Annotated in this window: 18 protein-coding genes and 1 riboswitch; of the genes, 9 read left to right on the forward strand and 9 right to left on the reverse strand. The window is 59.6% G+C overall.

Features of this window, described 5'->3' with window-relative positions:
• Positions 1–19 precede the first annotated feature (19 nt).
• From MD273_RS16540 to MD273_RS16550, 3 genes are all read right to left on the reverse strand, one after another.
• Entirely contained in the window at positions 20–1,216 is a 1,197-nt protein-coding gene (locus MD273_RS16540; RefSeq protein WP_239038916.1) for a class I SAM-dependent rRNA methyltransferase, read from the reverse strand.
• Between the two features lie 354 nt (positions 1,217–1,570).
• Positions 1,571–1,963 carry a glycine cleavage system protein GcvH gene (gene gcvH / locus MD273_RS16545; protein ID WP_239038917.1) on the reverse strand — a complete coding sequence of 131 codons (393 nt, stop codon included), beginning with the start codon at positions 1,961–1,963 and terminating at the stop codon, positions 1,571–1,573.
• Positions 1,964–2,008: 45 nt separating this feature from the next.
• Positions 2,009–2,899 (reverse strand): LysR family transcriptional regulator, encoded by an 891-nt coding sequence (locus MD273_RS16550; protein ID WP_239038918.1) that lies wholly within the window; start codon positions 2,897–2,899, stop codon positions 2,009–2,011.
• 129 nt (positions 2,900–3,028) lie between these two features.
• Between MD273_RS16550 and metE the strand changes: the two genes are divergently transcribed.
• Complete coding sequence (gene metE / locus MD273_RS16555; protein ID WP_239038919.1) at positions 3,029–5,341, forward strand: 5-methyltetrahydropteroyltriglutamate--homocysteine S-methyltransferase; 2,313 nt, start codon at positions 3,029–3,031, stop codon at positions 5,339–5,341.
• Here the strand turns inward: metE and cpdA are convergent.
• From cpdA to thiC, 4 genes are all read right to left on the reverse strand, one after another.
• Positions 5,335–6,141 carry a 3',5'-cyclic-AMP phosphodiesterase gene (cpdA, locus tag MD273_RS16560; protein WP_239038920.1) on the reverse strand — a complete coding sequence of 269 codons (807 nt, stop codon included), beginning with the start codon at positions 6,139–6,141 and terminating at the stop codon, positions 5,335–5,337. The genes metE and cpdA overlap by 7 nt on opposite strands.
• Before the next feature lie 161 nt (positions 6,142–6,302).
• Positions 6,303–6,788: a DUF1249 domain-containing protein gene (locus tag MD273_RS16565; protein ID WP_239038921.1), complete on the reverse strand. Its 486-nt coding sequence runs from the start codon at positions 6,786–6,788 to the stop codon at positions 6,303–6,305.
• The gene (locus MD273_RS16570) at positions 6,788–7,405 is read right to left on the reverse strand and encodes an NUDIX domain-containing protein (protein ID WP_239038922.1); all 618 of its coding nucleotides are present in this window, start codon (positions 7,403–7,405) and stop codon (positions 6,788–6,790) included. Before MD273_RS16570 ends, MD273_RS16565 begins: the two co-directional genes overlap by 1 nt.
• A gap of 301 nt (positions 7,406–7,706) precedes the next feature.
• The gene (gene thiC / locus MD273_RS16575) at positions 7,707–9,584 is read right to left on the reverse strand and encodes a phosphomethylpyrimidine synthase ThiC (protein WP_239038982.1); all 1,878 of its coding nucleotides are present in this window, start codon (positions 9,582–9,584) and stop codon (positions 7,707–7,709) included.
• An 89-nt stretch (positions 9,585–9,673) separates the two neighbouring features.
• A riboswitch (TPP riboswitch) is annotated at positions 9,674–9,789 on the reverse strand.
• A 184-nt stretch (positions 9,790–9,973) separates the two neighbouring features.
• Between thiC and MD273_RS16580 the strand changes: the two genes are divergently transcribed.
• Complete coding sequence (locus MD273_RS16580; protein ID WP_239038923.1) at positions 9,974–11,332, forward strand: TolC family outer membrane protein; 1,359 nt, start codon at positions 9,974–9,976, stop codon at positions 11,330–11,332.
• A gap of 47 nt (positions 11,333–11,379) precedes the next feature.
• Here the strand turns inward: MD273_RS16580 and waaA are convergent, their stop codons facing one another.
• Complete coding sequence (gene waaA, locus MD273_RS16585; protein WP_239038924.1) at positions 11,380–12,633, reverse strand: lipid IV(A) 3-deoxy-D-manno-octulosonic acid transferase; 1,254 nt, start codon at positions 12,631–12,633, stop codon at positions 11,380–11,382.
• A gap of 102 nt (positions 12,634–12,735) precedes the next feature.
• Between waaA and lpxL the strand changes: the two genes are divergently transcribed.
• The 4 genes from lpxL to MD273_RS16605 are packed head-to-tail and all read left to right on the forward strand — an operon-like array spanning position 12,736 to position 16,807.
• The gene (lpxL, locus tag MD273_RS16590; protein WP_239038925.1) at positions 12,736–13,689 is read left to right on the forward strand and encodes an LpxL/LpxP family Kdo(2)-lipid IV(A) lauroyl/palmitoleoyl acyltransferase; all 954 of its coding nucleotides are present in this window, start codon (positions 12,736–12,738) and stop codon (positions 13,687–13,689) included.
• Positions 13,690–14,667 (forward strand): mitochondrial fission ELM1 family protein, encoded by a 978-nt coding sequence (locus MD273_RS16595; RefSeq protein ID WP_502846070.1) that lies wholly within the window; start codon positions 13,690–13,692, stop codon positions 14,665–14,667.
• Entirely contained in the window at positions 14,664–15,776 is a 1,113-nt protein-coding gene (locus MD273_RS16600) for a glycosyltransferase family 4 protein (protein WP_239038927.1), read from the forward strand. Before MD273_RS16595 ends, MD273_RS16600 begins: the two co-directional genes overlap by 4 nt.
• The gene (locus MD273_RS16605; RefSeq protein WP_239038928.1) at positions 15,773–16,807 is read left to right on the forward strand and encodes a glycosyltransferase family 4 protein; all 1,035 of its coding nucleotides are present in this window, start codon (positions 15,773–15,775) and stop codon (positions 16,805–16,807) included. Before MD273_RS16600 ends, MD273_RS16605 begins: the two co-directional genes overlap by 4 nt.
• Here the strand turns inward: MD273_RS16605 and MD273_RS16610 are convergent.
• On the reverse strand, positions 16,780–17,604 hold the full coding sequence (locus tag MD273_RS16610; RefSeq protein WP_239038929.1) for a glycosyltransferase family 2 protein: 825 nt from the start codon (positions 17,602–17,604) through the stop codon (positions 16,780–16,782). The two genes, MD273_RS16605 and MD273_RS16610, sit on opposite strands and share 28 nt — an antisense overlap.
• Before the next feature lie 126 nt (positions 17,605–17,730).
• On the opposite strand from MD273_RS16610, the gene MD273_RS16615 reads away from it, so the two are divergent.
• The 3 genes from MD273_RS16615 to MD273_RS16625 all read left to right on the forward strand — a co-directional run bounded on the left by MD273_RS16615 (position 17,731) and on the right by MD273_RS16625 (position 22,182).
• On the forward strand, positions 17,731–19,152 hold the full coding sequence (locus MD273_RS16615; protein ID WP_239038930.1) for a mannose-1-phosphate guanylyltransferase/mannose-6-phosphate isomerase: 1,422 nt from the start codon (positions 17,731–17,733) through the stop codon (positions 19,150–19,152).
• A complete protein-coding gene (locus tag MD273_RS16620; protein WP_239038931.1) occupies positions 19,149–20,054 on the forward strand; it encodes a lysophospholipid acyltransferase family protein in 906 nt (301 codons plus the stop codon). The genes MD273_RS16615 and MD273_RS16620 overlap by 4 nt, the downstream gene beginning before the upstream one ends.
• A 109-nt stretch (positions 20,055–20,163) precedes the next feature.
• Positions 20,164–22,182: an O-antigen ligase family protein gene (locus MD273_RS16625; RefSeq protein ID WP_239038932.1), complete on the forward strand. Its 2,019-nt coding sequence runs from the start codon at positions 20,164–20,166 to the stop codon at positions 22,180–22,182.
• Positions 22,183–22,190 lie beyond the last annotated feature (8 nt).

A 22,190-nucleotide genomic window follows, 5' to 3' on the forward strand; every position in this document is an offset into this window, starting at 1 on the left:
TGACCCCAGATTCAAGACCTCACATGAAGCCAGTCAACGACCGCACAAAGCAGGATTTGATGTAATCCGTCTCCGGAATCCCTGGAATCACCGGGTGATCCGGGGCCTGATGACCCTGCTCCAGCAACTGCACGAACCGGTCAATCTTCCGGCCGCTACTGCGGATGATGTCGATCAGCTTTTCCTGGGACAGATGCATGGAGCAGGACGCCGAAACCAGCACCCCATCCCGCTCCAACAGCCGCAGTCCCAGTTGGTTCAGGCGGGCATAGGCCTGCTCACCGGCCTTCTGGTCCCGCCGCCGGGGAATCAGGGCCGGCGGATCCAACACCACGATGTCGTATTTCTCTTTCTCGTCCGCCAGTGCCTTGAGCGCGTCGAATGCATCGCTCTCGATGGTCTCGACATTGTCGAGCCCGTTGACCCTCGCATTATGATGCACGGCATCAATTGCCGTCGCAGAAGCATCGATACAGGTAACCTCGGTGGCGCCGGCACAGGCCGCCTGCAGCCCCCAGCCACCAACGTAACTGAACACATCCAGCACCCGCTTGCCCGGTGCGTAGGCCTGCAGACGCTGACGGTTCATACGGTGGTCATAGAACCACCCGGTTTTCTGACCACCAGCCAACGGCACCTCGAAGCGAACGCCATTTTCCTCAACCTGCAGAAGATCCGCCTCCGGCCCATGGGCCTGCTCGACATAGGCCTCGAGGCCTTCAACCTTCCGCATCTTGCCGTCGTTTTTCAGGATGATCGCTTTGGCATGTACCAGACGCTGGATGGCACGAACAATCGCCTCCTTCATCAGCTCCATGCCCGCCGTGGAAATCTGCACCACCACGGTGTCATCAAAACGGTCAACCACCAGCCCGGACAGCCCGTCACTGTCACCAAACACCCAGCGGTAGAAAGGCTTGTCGAACAACCGCTCCCGCACCGACAGCGCAAGCTCCATCCGCTCGGTCAGTCGCTGGGGCGTCATACCCTGGGACGGATTCCGGCTGATCAACCGGCCACAAATCAACGCATGGGGATTCACAAACACCGTGCCCAACGGTTTGTCATTGGATGCCCGCAGCTCGGCCTGGTCGCCCGGCTGAAATTCCGTTAGCGGCGTACGGCGGGTATCGACCTCATTGCTGTAAACCCACAAATGACCAGCACGAAGGCGGCGCTCGGCGCCTTTTCGGAGATACAAAATCGGGAAATTCATCAGATACACCAGCCAAACAAGGAATCAAAGGATGCGAGATTATAGCCAATTAGCCACTGCAACCAGACATGGGAGCAGTCGGGCAGGGCTTTCGAAAACTGTGCGGAGCCATGGATGGCGGAGCTCAAGCGTCACATGGGTGAGGCCAAGTGTTGATGAAGCGAAGCTTCATACGCCAGCCGAACGACTGCAATCTGCGATTGCAGGCTGGACCCCGCAGGGGTGCCGCAAGGAGCGTGTTTTCGGAAGCCCTGCCCGACTGCTCTTGCACGGAGTATGGCGCCAAGCGTCCCAGAGCTGGGCTTGAGCGTGTTTCGGCAGGCCCACCCTGAAACGCGCATGCTCCTGAGTCGGTTACTCCTCGGCAGCCACATGCTCTGCGTAAGCGGTGGCATCCATCAGCCCGTCCAGCTCGCCGGCATCCTCCAGCTTCACCTTGAACATCCAGCCGTCACCATACGGATCCTCGTTGACCAGCTCCGGCTCATCTTCAAGGTTCTCATTGACCGCAATCACCTCACCGGTCACCGGACTGAAGACATCCGAGGCCGACTTCACCGATTCGGCCACACCGGCCTCTTCACCACCATTGACCGTCACGCCGACGTCCGGCACACCGATGTATACCACATCGCCGAGTTGTTCCTGGGCAAAATCGGTAATACCTACGGTAGCGGTGCCGTCATCCGCCACCCGCACCCACTGGTGGGTCTCAATGTATTTCAGGTCTGCGGGGATCTCACTCATGGTTGTGCTTCCTGTTGAATTTTTCGCGCAGTTTACCGCAAGAGCCTAGCCCCAGCGAACCTCCCGGGCCAGGTTCATGAACGAATTCAGGTAATCAACCTCACAGTCCCGTTCACGAAGGCCCAGAAAGATCTGCTTCGGCAGCCCTTCCTTCCCCAGACGAACCGGAGTCACTGGCAGTTTGTCACTGTACTCGGCAACCAGCCATTTCGGCAGTGCCGACACGCCCCGCCCGGCGGCGACCATCTGCAGCATGATGTCCGTGGTCTCGATGGTCTTGTGCCTGGCCGGACTGGCATGAGCCGGCAGGAAAAACCGGGTATAGATATCCAGGCGCTCCACCTCAACCGGATAGGTGATCAGGGTTTCCCGCTCAAGATCCCCGGGGCAAACCCAATCCCGGCTGGCCAGGTGATGGTCCCGGCCGACCACCAGCACCTGCTCGTAATCGAATACCGGCTCGAACACCAGGCCGGGGCGGTGCAGCGGATCCGGTGTCACCAGCATATCGATGTCGTGGCCAAACAGGGCTCCAATCCCGCCAAACTGGAACTTCTGCTTTACATCAACATCAACATCGGGCCAGCGCTCCAGATAGGGGCCTACCACCTTCAACAACCACTGGTAACAGGGGTGGCACTCCATTCCGATCCGGAGCGTCCCGCGCTGGCCCCTGGCGAACTGGCCGACAACCTCTTCCGCGTGCTCGAGTTGGGGTAACAGCCGATTGGCCAGTGACAGCAAATACACTCCCGCCTGAGTCAGGCGTAACTGACGACCGTCCCGCAGCCAAAGAGGCGTGCCCAGATAACGCTCCAGCTTGCGAATGGAGTGACTCAGTGCCGACTGCGTGAGATGCAGGGATTCTGCCGCCGCCGTCAGGGAACCGTCGCGATCGACGGCACGCAGAATCTCAAGATGATTTCGGTCAATCATGGGCCGCCCCTATTCGTGAATTAAATTCATTGAATAGTGAAATAATACCATTTTTATTCATGCAGTCGCCCACCTACCCTGACCGACTCTTACTCGAAGCACCAATCAGACAGACGTCAGGAGAACACGATGGTTACCACTCACTCACTGGGCTACCCGCGCATCGGCGCCCAACGGGAACTGAAATTCGCGCTGGAGGCCCACTGGCAAGGCCGACTGACCGCAGAGGAACTGGAGATTACCGCCCGCGACCTGCGACGGCGCCATTGGCAGGACCAGCAAGAGCTTGATCTTGTCCCGGCAGGCGATTTTTCCCTGTACGACCAGGTGCTGGACATGAGCGAAACCCTCGGAAACCTGCCTGAACGAACAGGCCAGCCAGGCGGGCACAGACTCGACCGGTATTTTCGGGCGGCCCGGGGTCGCGGGGCCAATGACGATCCCTGCTGCGGAACCCAGGCCGGCGAAATGACCAAGTGGTTCGACACCAACTACCACTACATTGTCCCGGAGTTTTACCGGGATACGGAATTCCGGCTCGACAGCAGCCGGATACTGGCTCAACTCAATGAGGCGCATAAACTGGGACACCGTGCCAAGCCGGTGATTCTCGGCCCGGTCACCTATCTCCGGCTCGGCAAGTCCAAGGACGGCAGCGATTCCCTGGCACTGCTCGAGCGACTCCTGCCCGTGTATGGCGACTTGCTCGATCAACTCGCCGAGGCTGGCGCGGACTGGGTCCAGGTGGATGAACCCGCCCTGGTCACCGAACTGGACGATCGCTGGTGCCACGCGTTCGCCTTTGCCTACCATCAACTCAAGGCGGCCCGCCCCAAGCTGTTGCTGACCACCTATTTCGGACAGCTTCGGGAAAACCTCCAGCTCGCCTGCGAACTGCCGGTGGCCGGTCTGCACCTGGACGCGGTTTCCGCCCATCCGGAAGCCGACCGGCTGGCAGACTGGCTGGCGCCCCACAAGGTGCTGTCGCTCGGTGTCATCAACGGCCGGAACATCTGGAAAACCGACCTCAGCGCCACGCTGGACTGGCTGGAACCCCTGCACGCGCGACTCGGCAACCGGCTCTGGCTGGCTCCCTCGTGTTCACTGCTGCACGTTCCGGTCGACCTGGAGCGTGAAGACGCACTTGACCCGGAAATCCAGCAATGGCTTTCGTTCGCGCGGCAGAAGCTCCGGGAATTGACCACACTGGCCAAAGCCCTGAACGAGGGTCGGAACAGCGTTTACGAAGAGCTGAGGGACAACCGCATTGCGGTTGACTCTCGCAGGCAGTCACCAAGAACCCGCAATCCGGCAGTCCGGGAGGCCATATCTCGAGTTACCCCCCAGCTGGGTCGGAGAAACAGTGCTTTCGAGGCACGTCGGCAGTGCCAAAGCAAAGCCCTGAAGCTGCCCCTGTTCCCGACCACCACCATCGGCTCTTTTCCACAAACCGGAGACATCCGACAGGTACGACAACAGTACCGGACCGGAAAACTGGGCACGGGAGACTACCTGGCCCGCATCAGGCAGGAAATTGCCGACTGTATTCGTGAACAGGAAGGACTGGGCCTGGATGTCCTGGTCCATGGTGAAGCCGAGCGGAACGACATGGTGGAATATTTCGGGGAACAGCTCGACGGCTATGCCTTCAGCCGATTCGGCTGGGTACAGTCCTACGGTTCGAGGTGCGTGAAACCGCCGATCCTGTTTGGCGACATCACCCGTCCCAGGGCAATGACCGTGGACTGGATCCGCTACGCCCAGTCGCTGACGGACAAGCCCGTGAAGGGCATGCTGACCGGGCCGGTTACCATGCTCAACTGGTCCTTTGTCCGGGACGACCAGCCCCGGGCGGAAACCTGCTGGCAACTGGCTCTGGCCATCCGTGAGGAGGTGCAGGATCTGGAGCGTGCCGGCATCCGGATCATCCAGATTGACGAAGCTGCCCTGCGGGAAGGCCTGCCCCTGCGCAGGTCAGACTGGCAGGACTACCTGGACTGGGCCATAGACGCCTTCCGCCTGGCTGCGAACGGCGTCAATGATGAAACCCAGATCCACACCCATATGTGCTATTCGGAGTTCAAAGACATTATCGAATCCATTGCGCGGATGGACGCCGATGTCATCACCATCGAGACATCCCGTTCCGACATGGAGCTTCTCGATGCCTTCCGGAACTTTGAGTATCCCAACGAGATCGGTCCCGGTGTGTATGACATTCACTCACCCAACGTACCGGATCAGGCCGGGATCATTGCGCTGATGGAAAAGGCGGCAGAAAGGATTCCGGCTGAACGGTTGTGGGTCAATCCTGACTGCGGCCTGAAAACCCGACAATGGGAAGAGGTACGACCGGCTCTGGAGGCCATGGTCTCAGCAGCCCGGGAACTCAGGAGCAGCCTGCAGTTGCCGGCAGAGCGTGGCGAACGGGCAACTCAGTAGCCGGCGCTTTTCTGATCAAGCTCGAATTCGAAGGCCACTGCACGGTGGACCTCGGTCCTGAAATGCCCATCAGATTCGAGCTCCAACCAGCGGTAACCCGGTGCCAGTGGCTCCACGGAAAAATCCCTGGCACCGGAGGTGAACTGGATGCAGGTGGAGGGTGTGGCGAGCAGCTGCACCCCGTTGCGGATTTCCTCATGCTCCTGGTGGACATGGCCCCACAGGACGATCCGAACCTGGGGATGACGCTCCAAAACCGCCCAGAGAGCCTCCCGGTTGCGCAGCCCGATCTTCTCCATCCAGTCAGCACCGATATCCACCGGGTGATGATGCAGGGCCACCAGGGTCGGAGTGTCGGGATATTCAGTGAGAGCCCCCTCAAGAAATTCCAGCTCACTGTCCGCCAGCTCGCCGTAAACCTTGCCATGCACAGAGGAATCCAGCAGAACAAAATGCCAGCCGCCCTGAAGCACCTGTCGGCGGTCGGCCTGGTACTCCCTGGCAATGCGGCTGAGCGTGCCTGAGTCGTCGTGATTGCCGGCCAGCCAGGCTGACCCACAGTGAAAGGAGGAAAGGCTGTCGCCAAAGACGCGGTAGGCCCGTTCGGATGCGTCCTGAGCCAGATCACCGGTGGCCAGGATCAGGTCCGGTTGCCCATGCGTCCGCAACACCTCTTGGACCACGGCCGAGAGACTGTCCCGCGTGTTCACGCCCAGCAAGGCGCCGTCTTCGCGGGCCATCAGATGGGGGTCTGTTATCTGGAGTACCCGCAAGGGACGGGCCTCTTCCGGTCTGGTCATGGCGAACCTGTTTAGCCTGATGCAACCACTTGAAACAGGGACAAGTGTACGACGAACGCTTCAAAAAAGGGCACCGGCATTTGCAACCGGAGTCACATTCCCGCCAGTCGTCGTCAACATATTGCTATTTTTGACAACTATGACACATCCGCACCAGAGCGTCAGTCCACGCCCTCACCGGCCGGCCAGGCGGCGTGCTCCATAGGCAGATGGCCGAAACGCAAGCAGTAATCCAGCCAGTCAGCAAGGAAGCCATTCACCTGGACCTTCTCGTCCGGGTGATGCATAAAACGGTTGGGATAGTCGTTGACCGCGGCAATCTGCCGGTCCCGGTAACAGCTGATCACCTCGGCCATGGCGGCGTCATGATAGACCCGCACGGTCATCTGGGGATTGTTCAGCCAACGACCTGAATTATGGACCTGTTCCAGCAGCAGGGTTTCGGTAAACCTGGCGGTCTGCAAGACCTTGATCCGGACCCGGCCCAGGTACTGGTTCTCCCGGTGCAACTCAAACTCGCAAACAGGTTTGCCATCAGCCTCCAGCCGACGCAATTTGTGCAGGCGCTGGTAGTTGCCGTCGCACAGGGCACCCAGCTGCCGGAGATCCGGCACGTAGCGCTTGGGTTTCATGGTCCACTCGGTCATCACTGCTTTCCTTCACGGAGCCTTGAACGGTTCAGTTCAAGCCATTGCAGCGCGATGATAGCGGCGGCGTTGTTGATACTGCCATCGTGGATCATGGCTATGGCCTCCTCCGCAGGAAACACGTGGGCCTGAATATCTTCGTGTTCGTGCTCCATGCCATACAGGCCGCCAGCATCCCGGGTGCTGATGTGTCCACAGTACAGGTGAATCATTTCGGTGCTGCCGCCCGGGGACACCAGATAGTCACAGATCTTGTCGAGCCGGCTGAAGGTCAGCCCGGCCTCTTCCTGACCTTCGCGTTGGGCAACATCTTCCGGGGACTCCCCCTCTTCGTTCATGCCGGCGACAAGCTCCAGCAACCACGGTGACTGGCTACGCCCGAGGGCGCCCAGGCGAAACTGTTCGAGCAGGACAACTTCGTCCCGTTCGCAGTCGTAGGGCAGCACGCATGTGGCGTCACCACGGATGAAGAGTTCCCGGGTAAAGACCGGCATGTCACGGCCGTCAAAACGCGGGTGGGTCAACCACAGTTTGTCCATGCGGAAGAAGCCCTGGAAGACGGTTTCGCGTTTTTCGATTCTGACGTCGCTGTCTTTGAACTGGAACGGTTCGGTCATCGTTCACCCCGGTTGGTAATCGACTTTGAACGATAGCCTCTGGGTTTACTTCAGTGCAAGTCTATTGCTTCGACTCGGGTCCTCTTGTTCCGCCCCAAGCCTTCAAGTTCCGGGGGAAGGCAGCCATTGCGGCAGGTTCTCCAAAACACGCTCCTGGCGGCACGTCCCTGTGGCGCTTGAGCTCCGCCATGGATGGCGGAGCCCGAGACGCACAGGGACGTCTCCAGTCGTTTTCTGAACGGGACCTCGTCCCCGGTTCACACTCCGGAACTACCAGTTTGGGAGATAAAAATCACTACTGTTAGACCTTGTCATAGATTTTCCCACCAGACTCCACGAACTCCCGGGACTTCTCCTGCATCCCGGCATCGATTGCCGAAACCTCGTCCAGCCCGTTTTCTGCCGCGTAATCCCGGACCTCCTGGGAGATTTTCATGGAGCAGAACTTGGGACCACACATGGAACAGAAGTGCGCTACCTTGGCTGAGTCCTTGGGCAGGGTTTCGTCGTGGTAGGCCCGGGCGGTGTCCGGATCGAGGCCGAGGTTGAACTGGTCTTCCCAGCGGAACTCGAAACGGGCCTTGGAGAGGGCGTTATCGCGAATCTGGGCGCCCGGGTGCCCCTTGGCCAGGTCAGCAGCGTGGGCGGCGATCTTGTACGTGATGATGCCGGTCTTCACATCGTCCTTGTTGGGCAGCCCCAGATGCTCCTTGGGGGTCACATAGCAGAGCATGGCACAACCGTACCAGCCGATCATCGCCGCGCCGATGCCGGAGGTGATGTGGTCATAGCCCGGGGCGATATCGGTGATCAGCGGGCCGAGGGTGTAGAACGGTGCTTCGTCGCAGCACTCCAGCTGCTTGTCCATGTTTTCCTTCACCAGATGCATGGGCACATGGCCGGGGCCTTCGATCATGCACTGGACATCGTGCTTCCAGGCGATCTTGGTGAGTTCGCCCAGGGTTTCAAGCTCGCCGAACTGGGCGGCATCGTTGGCATCGGCGATGGAACCGGGGCGCAGACCGTCGCCGAGGCTGAAGGAGACGTCATAGGCCTTCATGATTTCGCAGATATCTTCGAAGTGCTCGTACAGGAAACTTTCCTTGTGGTGGGCCAGGCACCACTTGGCCATGATGGAACCACCACGGGAGACGATGCCCGTAACCCGGTTGGCAGTGAGCGGGACGTGATGCAGGCGCACGCCAGCGTGGATGGTGAAGTAGTCCACGCCCTGCTCGGCCTGCTCGATCAGAGTGTCCCGGAAGATTTCCCAGGTCAGGTCTTCGGCCACGCCACCGACTTTTTCCAGAGCCTGGTAAATCGGCACGGTGCCGATGGGGACCGGGGAGTTGCGGATGATCCATTCCCGGGTTTCGTGGATGTTTTTGCCGGTGGACAGGTCCATGATGGTGTCGGCGCCCCAGCGGATGCCCCAGGTGAGCTTTTCCACCTCCTCTTCGATGGACGAGGTCACGGCCGAGTTGCCGATATTGCCGTTGATCTTCACCAGGAAGTTGCGACCGATGATCATCGGCTCGATTTCCGGGTGGTTGATGTTGGCAGGGATGATGGCGCGACCGCGGGCGACTTCGTTGCGGACGAATTCCGGGGTGATTTCCGCCGGCAGGTTGGCGCCAAAGGACTGGCCCGGGTGTTGCTGGTCCAGCAGGCCCTGGTCACGAGCTTCCTGGAGCTTCATGTTCTCCCGGATTGCGATGTATTCCATTTCCGGAGTGATGATGCCCTGGCGGGCATAGTGCATCTGGGAAACGTTCCGGCCCGGCTTGGCCCGCAGGGGTTTGCGCTCATCCATGAAACGGAGCGGGTCCAGCTGCGGGTCTTTCATGCGCCGGCGGGTAAATTCGGAGGTGTAGTCGTCCAACTGCTCGACGTCGCCCCGTTCGGCGATCCAGCCGGCGCGGATCGGCTCGAGGCCCTTGCGCAGGTCAATGTTGGCGTCCGGGTCGGTGTAGGGACCGGAGGTGTCGTAAACGACCACCGGAGGGTTTTTTTCACCGCCCATTTCGGTCGGTGTGTCCTGCACAGTAATTTCCCGCATAGGCACCCGAAGATCGGATCGACTACCCTTCACGTAGATTTTTCGTGAGCTTGGTAACGGTTTGATCGCAGCGGAATCAACTCTGGCGGAGTCGCTGAGGTAGGATGGCAGGTCGGTCATCATTCGCTCCCGGTAGATGGACTGGGTTTCGGGTCGCGTATGACGGAGCCTGCATGGGCAGTCGTGGCCACGTGGACAGGACTGCTTTCGGGTCATCTGGTCTTAATCCCTACGCCGGTATTATCCGGATCAGGTCGCGGGTTCTGCGTTGCAATCTCAGCCGGCCACCCGATAGTCGAGCAAGCCAGCACCCCGTCAAGACGCGATTGAAATTCGGTTCAGCACACAAAATGTGTGACGTTTGCAAGTGTAGAGGCCAAGGGATTTATTGTCCATAATGGCCGACCATAAGCCCGCCGGATGCACAAACTGGGGTTTGACAGCGCTGTGCGACCGGTTACCGGGCGTCCCGGACTGACGCCCACGTGCACAGGTATTCAGGAGAACGAATGAAAAAACGACTGCTTTCCGGACTGATTGGCGTTATGGCAGCCCAACCGGGATTCGCCATCGACCTGATCGACACTTATGAAAAAGCCCTCTCCTACGATTCCGGTATCGCTGCTGCCCAAGCGAGTTTCGAGGCCCAACAGGCCGCAAGCGATGTCAGCAAGAGTGCACTTCTGCCACAGGCGGGCGCGTTCGGCGAGGCCAACCATACCGACCTGGATGGCGAGATCCAGGACGAGAGCTACAAGGCCACCAGCTACGGCGTCCAGCTGACGCAGCCCCTTTTCCGCGCCGACTCCTGGTTCCGGTACGACGCCAGCCAGTTCCAGACCGAATCCGCGCGAGCACAGTACAATCTGGCACAGCAACAGCTGATCCTGGATGTGGCGACAGCCTACTTCAACGTGCTCCGGGCACAGGATACCGTGACAACGGCACTGGCCACCGAGGCTGCGATCCAGCGCCAGTACGAGCAGGCGCAGGAGCGGTTTGACGTTGGCCTGATTGCGATCACCGAAGTGTATGAGGCTCGCGCCAGCTACGATGACGCCAAAAGCCAGCGAATTGCTGCGGAGAATCAGCTCAATGTCGCCAAGGAACAATTGGCACGGTTGACCGGGGAGTACCCGGAGGATCTGGAGAACCTGCGCCGGAACTTCCCGCTCGGTCGTCCCGAGCCGATGGACCCCTCGGCCTGGGAAACCACGGCGTTGGAGCAGAACTGGTCAATCCAGTCGGCGCTGTACGATCTGAATGCCAGCGAGGCCAATCTGAAAGTGGCCAAGTCAGGGCACTATCCGACCCTGGACCTGACGGCCTCCTACGGCGATAACGAAATTGACGGTGGCAGCCCCAACCAGTTCGAAGGAACACAGGGGGTGATCGGCCTGGAGCTGAACATACCGCTGTATACCGGTGGCGGCACCCAGGCGGGCGTGCGCCAGCAGCGTTCGCTGGTTACCGTAGCCGAGGAACAGCTCAACACCGTTCGCCGGGACGTCCGGGTCAGCACCCGCAGCCTGTTCCTGACCGTGAACAACAATGTTGAAACTGCCTCGGCCCTGTCCCAGACCATCATTTCCCGCCGCAGCGCACTGGACGCCACGCGGGCCGGCTATGAAGTCGGTACGCGGAATATCGTGGAGGTGCTGGATGCGGAACGTGCTTACTACGTGGCGCTGCGTGACTACGCCAATGCGCGGTATGACTACGTAATCAATACGCTGCAACTGAAGCAGGCCGCCGGCACCCTCAGCCCACAGGATCTGGCAGACCTGAACAACTGGCTGAGCGAGACAGCTCCGGGCATCGAAGCCCTGGCCAACGAGGAACAGACCCTGGACGATCCTACCCGGTAAGGGGTTCGTCCGGTGATGGTGGGCAGCCACGCTGCCCGCCGCGTTCCTCAGACCCTCTCAATAATTCCCTCGACCACTTTTTCCAACGCCCCCCGATTCTTGTTCACTACTGACAATGCGCGCCGGCCGATGGCCTCTCGCTCGGCGGAGTGACTGAACAGGGAAATCAGGAAGCTTGCCAACTCCTCGGCATTGGCCACGATTCGGACGCCCGTGTCGTCCAGCAAGCGTTGATAGATGGTTTCGAAATTGAACACGTGGGGGCCGGAAAAGACTGGAATTCCCCATGCGGCAGGTTCCAGAGGATTGTGGCCGCCCCGCTCAATCAGGGAGCCGCCCACAAACGCAATGTCGCTGACGCCATACAGCATCATCAGCTCGCCCATGGTATCCCCCAGATAAACCTGAGCGCTTGCCGGATCCTCACCCCGGGATCGCCTGGCGACCGTCAGTCCGCGGGAAACCGCCTTGTTGGCCACCGAATCAAACCTTTCGGGATGCCTCGGCACCAGAATCAGAAGCGCATCCGGATGAGCAACCAGCAACTCCTGGTGAGCGGTCAGCAACTGGACATCCTCTCCACCGTGGGTACTGCCTGCGATCCAGATCGGCCGCCCTGCCAGGCGGCCCCGAAGATCCCTGGCTGCCTGCCGGACATCCGGGGGAATATCCACGTCAAACTTGACGCTGCCGGTCACCTCCACCTTATCCGGCACGACGCCGATACGCCGGAAACGCTCGGCGTCTTTTTCGGCCTGTGCAGCCACCCAGCTGATGCTTTGCATAATCGGCAGCGCCAGGCTCCGAATCCGTTCATAGCCACGTGCCGAACGTTCTGACAACCGGGCATTGATCAGGAAAACCGGAACGCCCCGTGCCCGGGTCTGACGGATCATGTTGGGCCAGATCTCGGTTTCCATGATTACCAGAATCCGGGGCCGGGAACGGTTGAGAAACCGACGGATAGAACCGGGGGTGTCGTAGGGGGCGTAGGCATAACGAACCCGGTCGCCGAACATCTTGCGAGCCTGGGCAAGGCCGGTGTCGGTCATGGCTGTCATCAGGATAGTGATGTCCGGGTCCCGCACCAGCAGGCGCCGAACCATCGGAGCCGCGGCTATGGTCTCACCCACGGAGACCGCATGGACCCAGACCACGGTCCCGGGAATTCTGGGAACCAGTCCGATACGATGACCAAGATCCTGACGCAGGGCTGGCGCTTTCCTCCCCTGCCACCAGAGTCGCAGCAGGACAAACGGCAGGATCAGACGAATGAGCTGGGAATAGAGAAATTGAAACACGCAGGACTCCCGGCAAAACAGTGCGTTATCATAGCGCAAAAATCGTCAAGGGGCCGCATACTGCCCCCGGATACACCCATTGTCGATGCAAGGTTCCCTGTTTTGAAGAAGAAGTACCGCAAACTGCCACGCAACACGGACTACTCCGCCTACCGGCATCCACGCTGGTGGCCCACCTGGTTGGCTATCGGCTTGATGTGGCTGGTCGCCCAGCTACCGATCCGGTTTCAGTGGTGGCTGGGAAAACTGGCCGGGTTGGCAGCGTGGAAGCTCGCCCGAAGCCGTCGTCACATAACCGAGGTGAATATCCGGCTCTGTTTTCCCGAACTGACGGCACAACAGCAGGCAGCTTTGGTACGCAAAGCGTTCATCGCCAATGGCATTGGTCTGCTGGAACTGGGCATTGCCTGGTTCCGGGATCCGGCAAAACTTACCGGCATTACCCGCATCCATGGCATTGAACATTTCGAAGAAGCGCTGGAAGCCGGCCATGGAGTATTGCTGCTGGGTGGCCATTACAGCACTCTGGACCTCGGTGGCAGCCTCGTGACCGAGTACATCGAGGCCGATGTCATGCAGCGGGATCACAACAATCCGCTGATGAATGCGGTCATGACCCGCGCCCGTGGCCGGCGTTACGGGACCGTTCTGGGCGCCAAGGATCTTCGCGGCCTGTTCCGTAGCCTGAAGAAAAACCGGGCGGTGTGGTACGCGACCGACCAGGACTACGGTCGCAAGGATATCGTTTTTGCCCCGTTCTTCGGCATTCCCGCCGGGACAATCACGGCCACCTCACGGATTGCCGAGCGCAGCCAATGCAGGATCGTGCCATTCAGTCACTTCCGACGTGAAGACAAGCCCGGTTATGACATCTATTTCCACCCGGCACTGGAGGACTTCCCCGGCGCGGATGATCTCGAGGATGCCACCCGGATCAACCGGATCATCGAACAGGAAATCCGCAAGGCGCCGGACCAGTACCTCTGGATGCACCGGCGCTTCAAGACCCGCCCGGACCCGGCTGATCCGGGCTTCTATGGCCGGAAACGGAACTAGGTGCGGCCTTTGAGCATCGATTCTGAAAAAGCCACCCCGGTCATCTGGCTGGTAACCGATGGCAAGCCAGGCCACAGAAACCAGCTGAAAGGCCTGGGCAACCGATTGCGCGCGCACACCGGCGCAGGCTTGTATTGGCTGGAAGCAACCGGTTTCCGGGTACCGCTTTGGCGTGCCTTGTTCGGAATGGCACCGGCCCTGCCCTCCGACCTGCCGGAACCGGACCTGATCGTAGCTGCCGGCACCGGCACCCACCCACTATTACTCTCACTCAGACGCCTGGGCAACGCCAGAACCCTGGTCATCATGAAACCCGGTTTCCCGCTCTCCTGGGTGGACGGCGCAATTGTTCCGGCACACGATGACATCAAACCGTCTTCCAGAGTTCTGGTCACAGAGGGCGTGATGAATACCATCACTCCATTGGCCAGACTGACCGCCAACCGAGAGGCCCTGATCCTTGTTGGCGGACCTTCACCGCATTTTGACTGGGACGACGACGCCATTCTGGCCCAGATAGGTGACCTGATCGCCCGCTACGCGGATTGGCGATGGACCATCAGCGATTCCCGGCGCACACCGGAGGCGACCCGACAGCGACTGCAGCAGCTGGCGGCGCCCAGGGTCACAGTCCTGAGCTCTGAATCCACCCACGAAAACTGGCTCCGCCATCAGTTGTCCGCGTCACGGGCGGTATGGACAACCCCGGACAGCATGTCCATGGTGTGCGAGGCGGCCACCTCCGGTGTTCCCACCGGCCTTCTGGACCTGCCTGCACGACCAGACAGTCGGGTTGCCAAAGGCGTCAACCGACTTGCCCGGTCAGGGCTTGTCGCCCACTGGAGCGACCACCGCAGCGTCATGGCGAGACACACGGTTTCGGCTCGTCAACTCTGGGAGGCCGACAGGGCGGCCAGATGGGTTCTGGAACGGTTCCTGACCGGCAAACCAACATCGGACAAAGGAAAGTCAGCGTGAGAATTCTCCAGGCACTGCCAGCACTATACAGCGGTGGCGTTGAACGAGGCACTGTCGATCTGGCGGCCGAGTTGGTTCGGCGTGGGCACGAGTCCTACGTTGTTTCCAATGGTGGCCCGATGGCGGAACAGGTGCGCGGGCAGGGTTCCATCCATATACACATGCCGATCCACCGGAAATCGCTGGCTTCGCTCGGGCAGATTCTGCCCATGCGCAAGCTGATTCAGGATCTGAAACCGGACATCATTCACGTTCGCTCCCGCATGCCCGCCTGGATTATCCACCTGGCCCTGAAAAGCCTGCCCGAGGAGGAGCGCCCGGCCGTGATCTCCACCTTTCACGGCATGTACTCAGTGAACCCTTACAGCGCCATCATGACCAGGGCGGATCATGTCATCGCGGTTTCCCACTGTGTGCAGGATTACGTGATAAAAAACTTCCACGTACCTGCAGACAAGCTGACGGTGATCCAGCGGGGAGTGAATGTGGGTGCATTTCATAACCGCGCTCTGAGCCAACAGTGGCTGGATCACTTTTTATCGCGTTACCCCCAGCTGGCCGGCAAGAAAATAGTCATGATGCCCGGCCGTATTTCCCGCTGGAAGGGCCAGCTGGACTTCCTCGCCATGATGAACCAGCTGGTCCGCCAGCGCTCGGACTGTCATGGCATCATCGTCGGGGGCGCCGAACCGGGTAAGGAGCGTTTTCTGGAGGAACTGGAACGGGAGCGCAGTCGCCTGAGCCTCACCGACAAGGTGACCTTCCTGGGCCAGCGCAATGACATGAACAGCCTGTACCTCTTCGCTGACGTCGTCTGCCATATGTCCACCAAACCCGAGCCCTTCGGCCGGACCGTCACCGAGGCCCTTGCTTCGGGCACCCCGGTCGTCGCCTACAACCGGGGCGGTGCGGCCGAAACACTTCAGGCCTGCTTCCGGGAGGGCCTGGTCGCTCCGGACGATACCAAAGCCTTCGCCAACACGGTTCAGAAGGTTCTTGAGATCCCGGAGCATGACATTGTGATTCCGGACCGGTTCCGACTGGAGGCGCAAACGGAGAGGACGCTCAAGATCTACCGACAAGTTCTCGAGCAGCACCATCGCCCATGATTATCGCGATGGTTCTGGCCACGCCGGGCACCGGATGGGGCGGCATGGAAAAACACACGGCCGATCTCGCCGGCGCCCTCACGGCGCTCGGCCACGACGTCCATGTTCTGGCCCACCCGTCGTACCAGACACATTTCAGTGGACGATCGTCCTTCCACCCCTGCCCTATGCACATGGGCAGGCGAAACCCCTGGCTCAGGTACCGGATACGCCGGATAGTCGGCACGCTACATCCGGAAGTCGTCCACGCCCAGGGGAGCAAGGCTGCCACCCTGGTGAGCCGTTTGAAATTGCCGCCCGGCTGCCAGAAAGCAGGAACCGTTCACGGCAGCAAATCGACCGAAAAGCCGTTCCTGCCACTGGACAAGGTCATAGCCGTAAGTACACCGGTCTATCAGAGCCTCACCCACCCCCGGAAATTCCTTGTCTATAACGGGATCGACGTGAAGCCACGCGATAACACGTCATCACGGGCTGACGCGTACCGGCTTCCATCCGCCATCAACGTGGTAGCAGCTGGTCGACTCGAGTCTGTAAAAGGATTCCACCGCCTTGTCTCGAGCTGGCCAGAGGTGGTGGAGCGCTTCCCGTCTGCTCACCTCACCATTTTCGGTGATGGCAGCCAGAGAGCTTCGCTTATTGAGCAGATCCACCAACTGGATTGCGGCGAGTACATTTCTCTTCCGGGTTATCTGACCAATCTGATGCCGCCTCTCGAGCAGGCGGATCTGCTGGTAATCAGCTCCGATCGGGAGGGTTTTCCCTACATCCTGGTGGAGGCACTGATGTCAGGCTGTCCGGTTGTATCAACCCCGGTGGCGGGCTGCACCGAAATCCTGCCCAAAGAGGCCATTGCCGCGGATCACAGCCGCGCGGCCATATCGGCACTCCTTATCAAGGCCTTGAGCGCGATTGAGGAATTGCGACAGCTGGAACAGCCGGCCTTCGACTATGCCCGGGAACACCTGACCCTGACGGCCATGGCGAAAGCCACCCTTGAGGTCTATCGGGATGGCGTACCCCGCACCTGAGCACCGGAAGCCTTCGGTGTCTCCAGCTCTGCCAGCATCTGTATTTCTCTGGCCTTGGCCAGACGCATGAAATTGCGATTGGCAGCTGTAATCGACACACTCAGCCCGAACCAGCCGTTAAGAATCTGCCGGTGAATCAGATAGTACTTCAGGAACTTGAGCGGAAATTCCACGAATAACCGGGGCGAAGAGATCTTCCGCCCCTTGGCGGCCAGATACCTCGCCTGCTCTGAAGACAACTGGCAGTATTTCCGCTCCATCTGCTCCAGAGAGACAAGCGTGCGGTGCAGCACGTCTCCTTTCAAATCAAGAACCCTGCCCGAAACTACCTTTGGACGGTCGTCATTGCTGCCTTTTTCCGGCTGGATAGCGGCTTTTGAGCGATTGTAGAGGCGCAGAATTTTCTTGGTCTTATCGTGACGGAACGGATGCCCGGGATTGGGTGGGCACAATACCCAGCGCATCCGATAGCCTGCGACGTCTTCAGGAAGCGGTGCAGAAAAAAGCGCCTTGATATTGGCCACAAGCTGCTCCGACAGGACTTCATCGGCGTCAAGGTCGAGAACCCATTCATTTCGACACAGGCTGGCTGCGTAGGCCTTCTGACACGCAAAACCTTCCCAGGGCCGGTGAACAACTCTCGCACCGAACGATTCCGCTATCGCTAGCGTGTTGTCGGTACTGCCCGAGTCCACAACAATAACTTCATCCACCCAGTCACAGACCCGTTCAAGGGACTCGGGAAGCCGTTTTTCCTCGTTTTGGGTGATGTAGTAGACAGATAACGGTAATTTCATAGTTCAAAACAGCCATACGCTTAACAAGAGAGCAACACCTGGCCTGCCGAAGCACAGTGCCTGTGATAGAATCCGTGGCCACTGACTAGACTGATGCTGGACCAACCCAATCCCCGGAGCAAACCCATGATACACCCCGTCATTATGGCCGGAGGCACCGGCTCCCGCCTCTGGCCTCTTTCAAGACAGCTGAATCCCAAACAGTTCCTGAAGCTGACGGATGAGCGGCTGTCCATGCTGCAAATGACGGTGGCCAGACTGGACGGCATGGCAGCGGCGGATCCGTTGCTTATCTGCAACGAGGAACATCGGTTTCTCGCAGCGGAACAAATGCGCCAGTCCGGCTTTGAAGATGCCCGGATCATTCTGGAGCCCTGCGGTCGCAACACCGCTCCTGCCATTGCCCTGGCGGCACTGCAGATGGTCAAGGATGCCGGGGACGATGCGGACGATCCCCTCATGCTGGTGCTGGCCGCAGATCACCTGATCCAGGATGTTGCTGCATTCCAGGCAGGCATTTCCAAGGCCACGCCCCTGGCGGAGCAAGGCCGATTGGTAACATTCGGCATTGTACCCGGGCACCCGGAAACCGGATACGGCTATATCCATCGCAGCTCGGAACTGGCCCCCGACTGTTTTGCGGTCGATCGCTTCGTGGAAAAGCCAGATCTGGATACCGCCAGATCCTACCTGGCGTCCGGGGACTACCTCTGGAACAGCGGCATGTTCCTGTTTGGCGCCCGCCGCTACCTCCGGGAGCTGGAAAAACACCGTCCTGACATCCTCGCCATCTGCCGGTCAGCCATCGAAGATGCCAGCCAGGACCTCCACTTCACCCGGATCAATGCAGGTGTCTTCGCCGACTGCCCCGAAGATTCCATTGACTATGCGGTGATGGAGAAAACCCGGGATGCGGCCGTGGTGTCGCTGGATGCCGGGTGGAGCGATATCGGTTCCTGGTCGGCCTTGTGGGAAGTCAGCGACAAAGATGAGCGCGGCAACAGTTTCAGCGGGGATGTTATCGCCCATGAAACCAGCAACACTCTCGTGCGCGCAGACAGCCGTCTGGTAGCCACCGTTGGTGTGGAAGACCTGGTCATCATCGAAACCAAGGATGCGTTGCTGGTTGCTCACAAGGACCGGGTACAGGACGTCAAGAAGGTGGTAGAGGCAATTCGCAACGATGGCCGGCACGAACACATGAATCACCGGGAAGTATATCGCCCCTGGGGTGTCTACGATTCCATCGATAATGGCAAGCGTTACCAGGTCAAGCGGATTACCGTGAAGCCAGGCGCCAAACTGTCGGTACAGATGCACCACCACCGCGCAGAACACTGGATTGTGGTAAGCGGCACGGCCCAGGTAACCAACGGTGATAAAACCTATCTGGTCACCGAAAACCAGTCCACCTACATTCCTGTCGGCCAGGTTCACTCACTGGAGAACCCAGGCGTCATTGACCTTGAACTGATCGAGGTCCAGTCCGGCTCCTATCTGGGCGAGGACGATATTGTTCGACTAGAGGACCTGTACGGCAGAACATGAGTAAGCTGAAGTACTTTCTGATTGCCGGCCTGCTCCGCATCATTGGCGCCATGCCGCTGGGCATGGCGCAAAGGCTTGGCAAGGTCGTTGGCCTGATCGCCTGGATTCTTCCGACCAAGTCCCGGAAGGTGACCGATACCAACATTGCCATTTGCCTGCCCGGGCTCTCTGCCGCCGAGCAGCGTCGGCTGTCAAAAGACTCGATGGCCCATACCGGCATGACACTGATGGAGATCCCATTGATGTGGGAGTGGCCGGTGGACAAGTGTCTGGGACTGGTCAGGGAAACCCGAGGCCTGGAGCTCGTGGATCAGGCGCTGGCTTCCGGCAGGGGCCTCGTTTTGCTCGCACCTCACCTGGGCAACTGGGAGCTGGCAGGGCTGTATTTCTCCTCACGCTACAGAATGGCCGCCCTTTACAGCCCACCTCACCTGCCGGAATTCGAGGATTACATGATTCGGGTACGTGGACGGCTGGGCTCTGAGCTGGTACGCGGCGACCGGCGCGGCCTCACGCGCCTGATGGTGATTCTCAAACAGGGTGGCGTAGCCGGTATTCTTCCCGACCAGTCCCCGCGGGGCAAAACCAATGCATTTGCTCCGTTTTTCGGCATGGAAGTAAAAACCATGACCCTGGTAGGAAAGCTCATCCAGAAAACCGGCGCACAGGCACTTGTGACCTATGCCGAACGCCTCCCGCAGGGACAGGGCTTCCGCATCGTGGTGACCGAAGCCGAGCCTCGTATGAGCGATGCCGACCCGGTTGTCGCAGCCACGGCACTGAATCAATCGGTCGAAAAAGTCGTGCGCCTGTCTCCCGAGCAATACCAGTGGGAATACAAACGGATGCGACACCGTCCGCCGGGAGAGATCAATCCCTACAACCCGAACCGGGTGTGCTGAACCGCATTCATGACCGTCAGGGCACTCATCAATACATGAGCCTTGCTTCGCGGATGATCAAGATACTTTAAAAGCTCACCAGTTTTAACCAGGACCGATGGAAGCCCAGATGACACGCCTACCACAAATCGTCTTGCCCGCGCTGCTCATGACAGGCCTCGGTGGAGCCCTGGTTTCCTCCAGCATCCTCGCCGGCGCCACAGCGCTGCTGGCGATTGCAGGGATCGCGCTGACAGTGCGGAAGTCCCTGTATCGATCAGGCTGGGAAGTCCCAAAGGAGCTGAGACTGCTTCACTTTGCCTTCTGGTTCTTTGCGCTGGTGAGCTTCTGTTCCTGGGCCCTGGAAGGTTTCAGTTACGAAGGCGGCAAAAATCTCGGCACCCATGCCCGCCTTATCCTGTTCTGGCCATTGGTCGTTGCGCTCACCTATGCGGGCGTCAGGGCCCGGAGCACCTTTCTTGCCCTGGCGCTGGTGTCGCTCTCGGTGATCGCCATGTTCCTTCTTGCCCTGGCCGACCGCAACGGTGCCCTGGAGAAACTGCTGAGTATCCGATTTGGCGCAGGCATCAATCCGATCAGTTTCGGCAATATTGCCTTGCTCGGTGGCATGCTCACCCTGACGGGCGGTTTTTTCTTCGCGCGCACAAAACGATATGCTCCGGCCATACTGGCGTTCTTGCTCGGCCTGGGCGCGGTGATCGTCTCCATGCTTTCGGAAACCCGTAGCAACCTCGTGGCGTTGCCCTTCCTCCTGCTCTTGCTGCTGCCACTGCTGGCCAAAAAGTGGCGCATCGCCGGTGCTGTCGTCGTTGCCGTCCTTGTAATCACGACGACCGTCAGCAGTGACAGGCTATCGCGCTCGTTCGATCAGCTCATGGGCAGTGAGCAACTGGACAAATCCCTGGAAATTCGACTCGAGCTCTGGGGACTGGCCTGGGACATGTTCCTCGAGGATCCTTTCACCGGTGCCGGAATGGGGGGCTTTACCCGGGGAGCCGAAGCGGCCGTGGCATCGGGTGAATTGAGCCAAAGAGTGGGAGAGTGTTGCACCGGTCATGCCCACAATGACCTGCTGAACAACGCCGCCATGAGCGGTTTGCCGGGAATATTGAGCTGGGCTTTCCTGATCTTCATACCCATGGCCGTCTTTGCCCGCAATCTGTTCAATCAGCATGCCCCGACAGCCCACATTGCCGTTGCAGGAACCATGGTGTCGACCGGGTATCTGATGTTCGGGCTTACGGAGGCCACATTCGACCGAAGCCTGTTCCTGACGTTCTACCTGCTGGCAACCGCCGGCCTCGCCTCGGCCCTGTTTACCGAGCTGCGCGCCTCCTGTTACCGGCAACGCACCGCCAAGGTGTCTGCCACCATCATCACCATGAACGAGGAAGACCATATTGCCGATTGCCTGCGGTCCGCCCGACTGGTCGCCGATGAGATCATTGTCCTGGACAGCGGCAGTTCTGACCGGACTGTTGAAATCGCAAGGCAGTATGCCGACGTTGTCGAAGTCACCGACTGGCCCGGTTTCGGCATCCAGAAACAGCGGGCGCTGGACAAAGCGACAGGAGACTGGGTCCTTTCCCTGGATGCTGACGAGCGCATCACGCCAGAGCTTGCCCGGGAGATCAACCATCATCTGGCGGATCCCGACGCCGACGCCTACAAGCTTCCCTGGGCGGTCACCATTTACGGCAAACGCCTGGATTTCGGCCGCAGCGGGCGAGCCCCGTTGCGCCTGTTCCGTCGCGAGGGCGTGCGCTTCTCCGATGCCCTGGTGCACGAGCGAATCCTGATTCCAGAGGGGCGCAAGATCAGAACCCTGAGGGGGCGGCTTACCCACTACACCCACAGGGACTTTGGCCATTCACTCGAGAAGAGCGCGAAATATGCCTGGCTCGGCTCGCTGGAAAAGCATCGAAGAGGAAAGAAAACCCGCACCATGATCTATCCAACCCTGCGGGGATTGATGACCTTTATCCAGGTCTATTTCATCCGGTTCGGTTTTCTCGACGGGGCGGTGGGGTATCTCACGGCTGTCACCTACGCCCAGGTGACCTTCAACAAATACGCCGGCTTGTGGACCCTCGGTCGCCCGTCGCAAGACAAGGGAACCGGAAGCTAGCTCAGCGC

Source organism: Marinobacter sp. C7 (genome assembly GCF_022343555.1).
Taxonomy (GTDB): Bacteria; Pseudomonadota; Gammaproteobacteria; order Pseudomonadales; family Oleiphilaceae; genus Marinobacter.

Bases quoted from the DNA above. Each gene is read 5' to 3' on its own strand.
- MD273_RS16540 (WP_239038916.1), bottom strand. From the start codon at position 1,216: ATGAATTTCCCGATTTTGTATCTCCGAAAAGGCGCCGAGCGCCGCCTT.
- gcvH (WP_239038917.1), bottom strand. From the start codon at position 1,963: ATGAGTGAGATCCCCGCAGACCTGAAATACATTGAGACCCACCAGTGG.
- MD273_RS16550 (WP_239038918.1), bottom strand. From the start codon at position 2,899: ATGATTGACCGAAATCATCTTGAGATTCTGCGTGCCGTCGATCGCGAC.
- metE (WP_239038919.1), top strand. From the start codon at position 3,029: ATGGTTACCACTCACTCACTGGGCTACCCGCGCATCGGCGCCCAACGG.
- cpdA (WP_239038920.1), bottom strand. From the start codon at position 6,141: ATGACCAGACCGGAAGAGGCCCGTCCCTTGCGGGTACTCCAGATAACA.
- MD273_RS16565 (WP_239038921.1), bottom strand. From the start codon at position 6,788: ATGACCGAGTGGACCATGAAACCCAAGCGCTACGTGCCGGATCTCCGG.
- MD273_RS16570 (WP_239038922.1), bottom strand. From the start codon at position 7,405: ATGACCGAACCGTTCCAGTTCAAAGACAGCGACGTCAGAATCGAAAAA.
- thiC (WP_239038982.1), bottom strand. From the start codon at position 9,584: ATGACCGACCTGCCATCCTACCTCAGCGACTCCGCCAGAGTTGATTCC.
- MD273_RS16580 (WP_239038923.1), top strand. From the start codon at position 9,974: ATGAAAAAACGACTGCTTTCCGGACTGATTGGCGTTATGGCAGCCCAA.
- MD273_RS16605 (WP_239038928.1), top strand. From the start codon at position 15,773: ATGATTATCGCGATGGTTCTGGCCACGCCGGGCACCGGATGGGGCGGC.
- MD273_RS16610 (WP_239038929.1), bottom strand. From the start codon at position 17,604: ATGAAATTACCGTTATCTGTCTACTACATCACCCAAAACGAGGAAAAA.
- MD273_RS16615 (WP_239038930.1), top strand. From the start codon at position 17,731: ATGATACACCCCGTCATTATGGCCGGAGGCACCGGCTCCCGCCTCTGG.
- MD273_RS16620 (WP_239038931.1), top strand. From the start codon at position 19,149: ATGAGTAAGCTGAAGTACTTTCTGATTGCCGGCCTGCTCCGCATCATT.
- MD273_RS16625 (WP_239038932.1), top strand. From the start codon at position 20,164: ATGACACGCCTACCACAAATCGTCTTGCCCGCGCTGCTCATGACAGGC.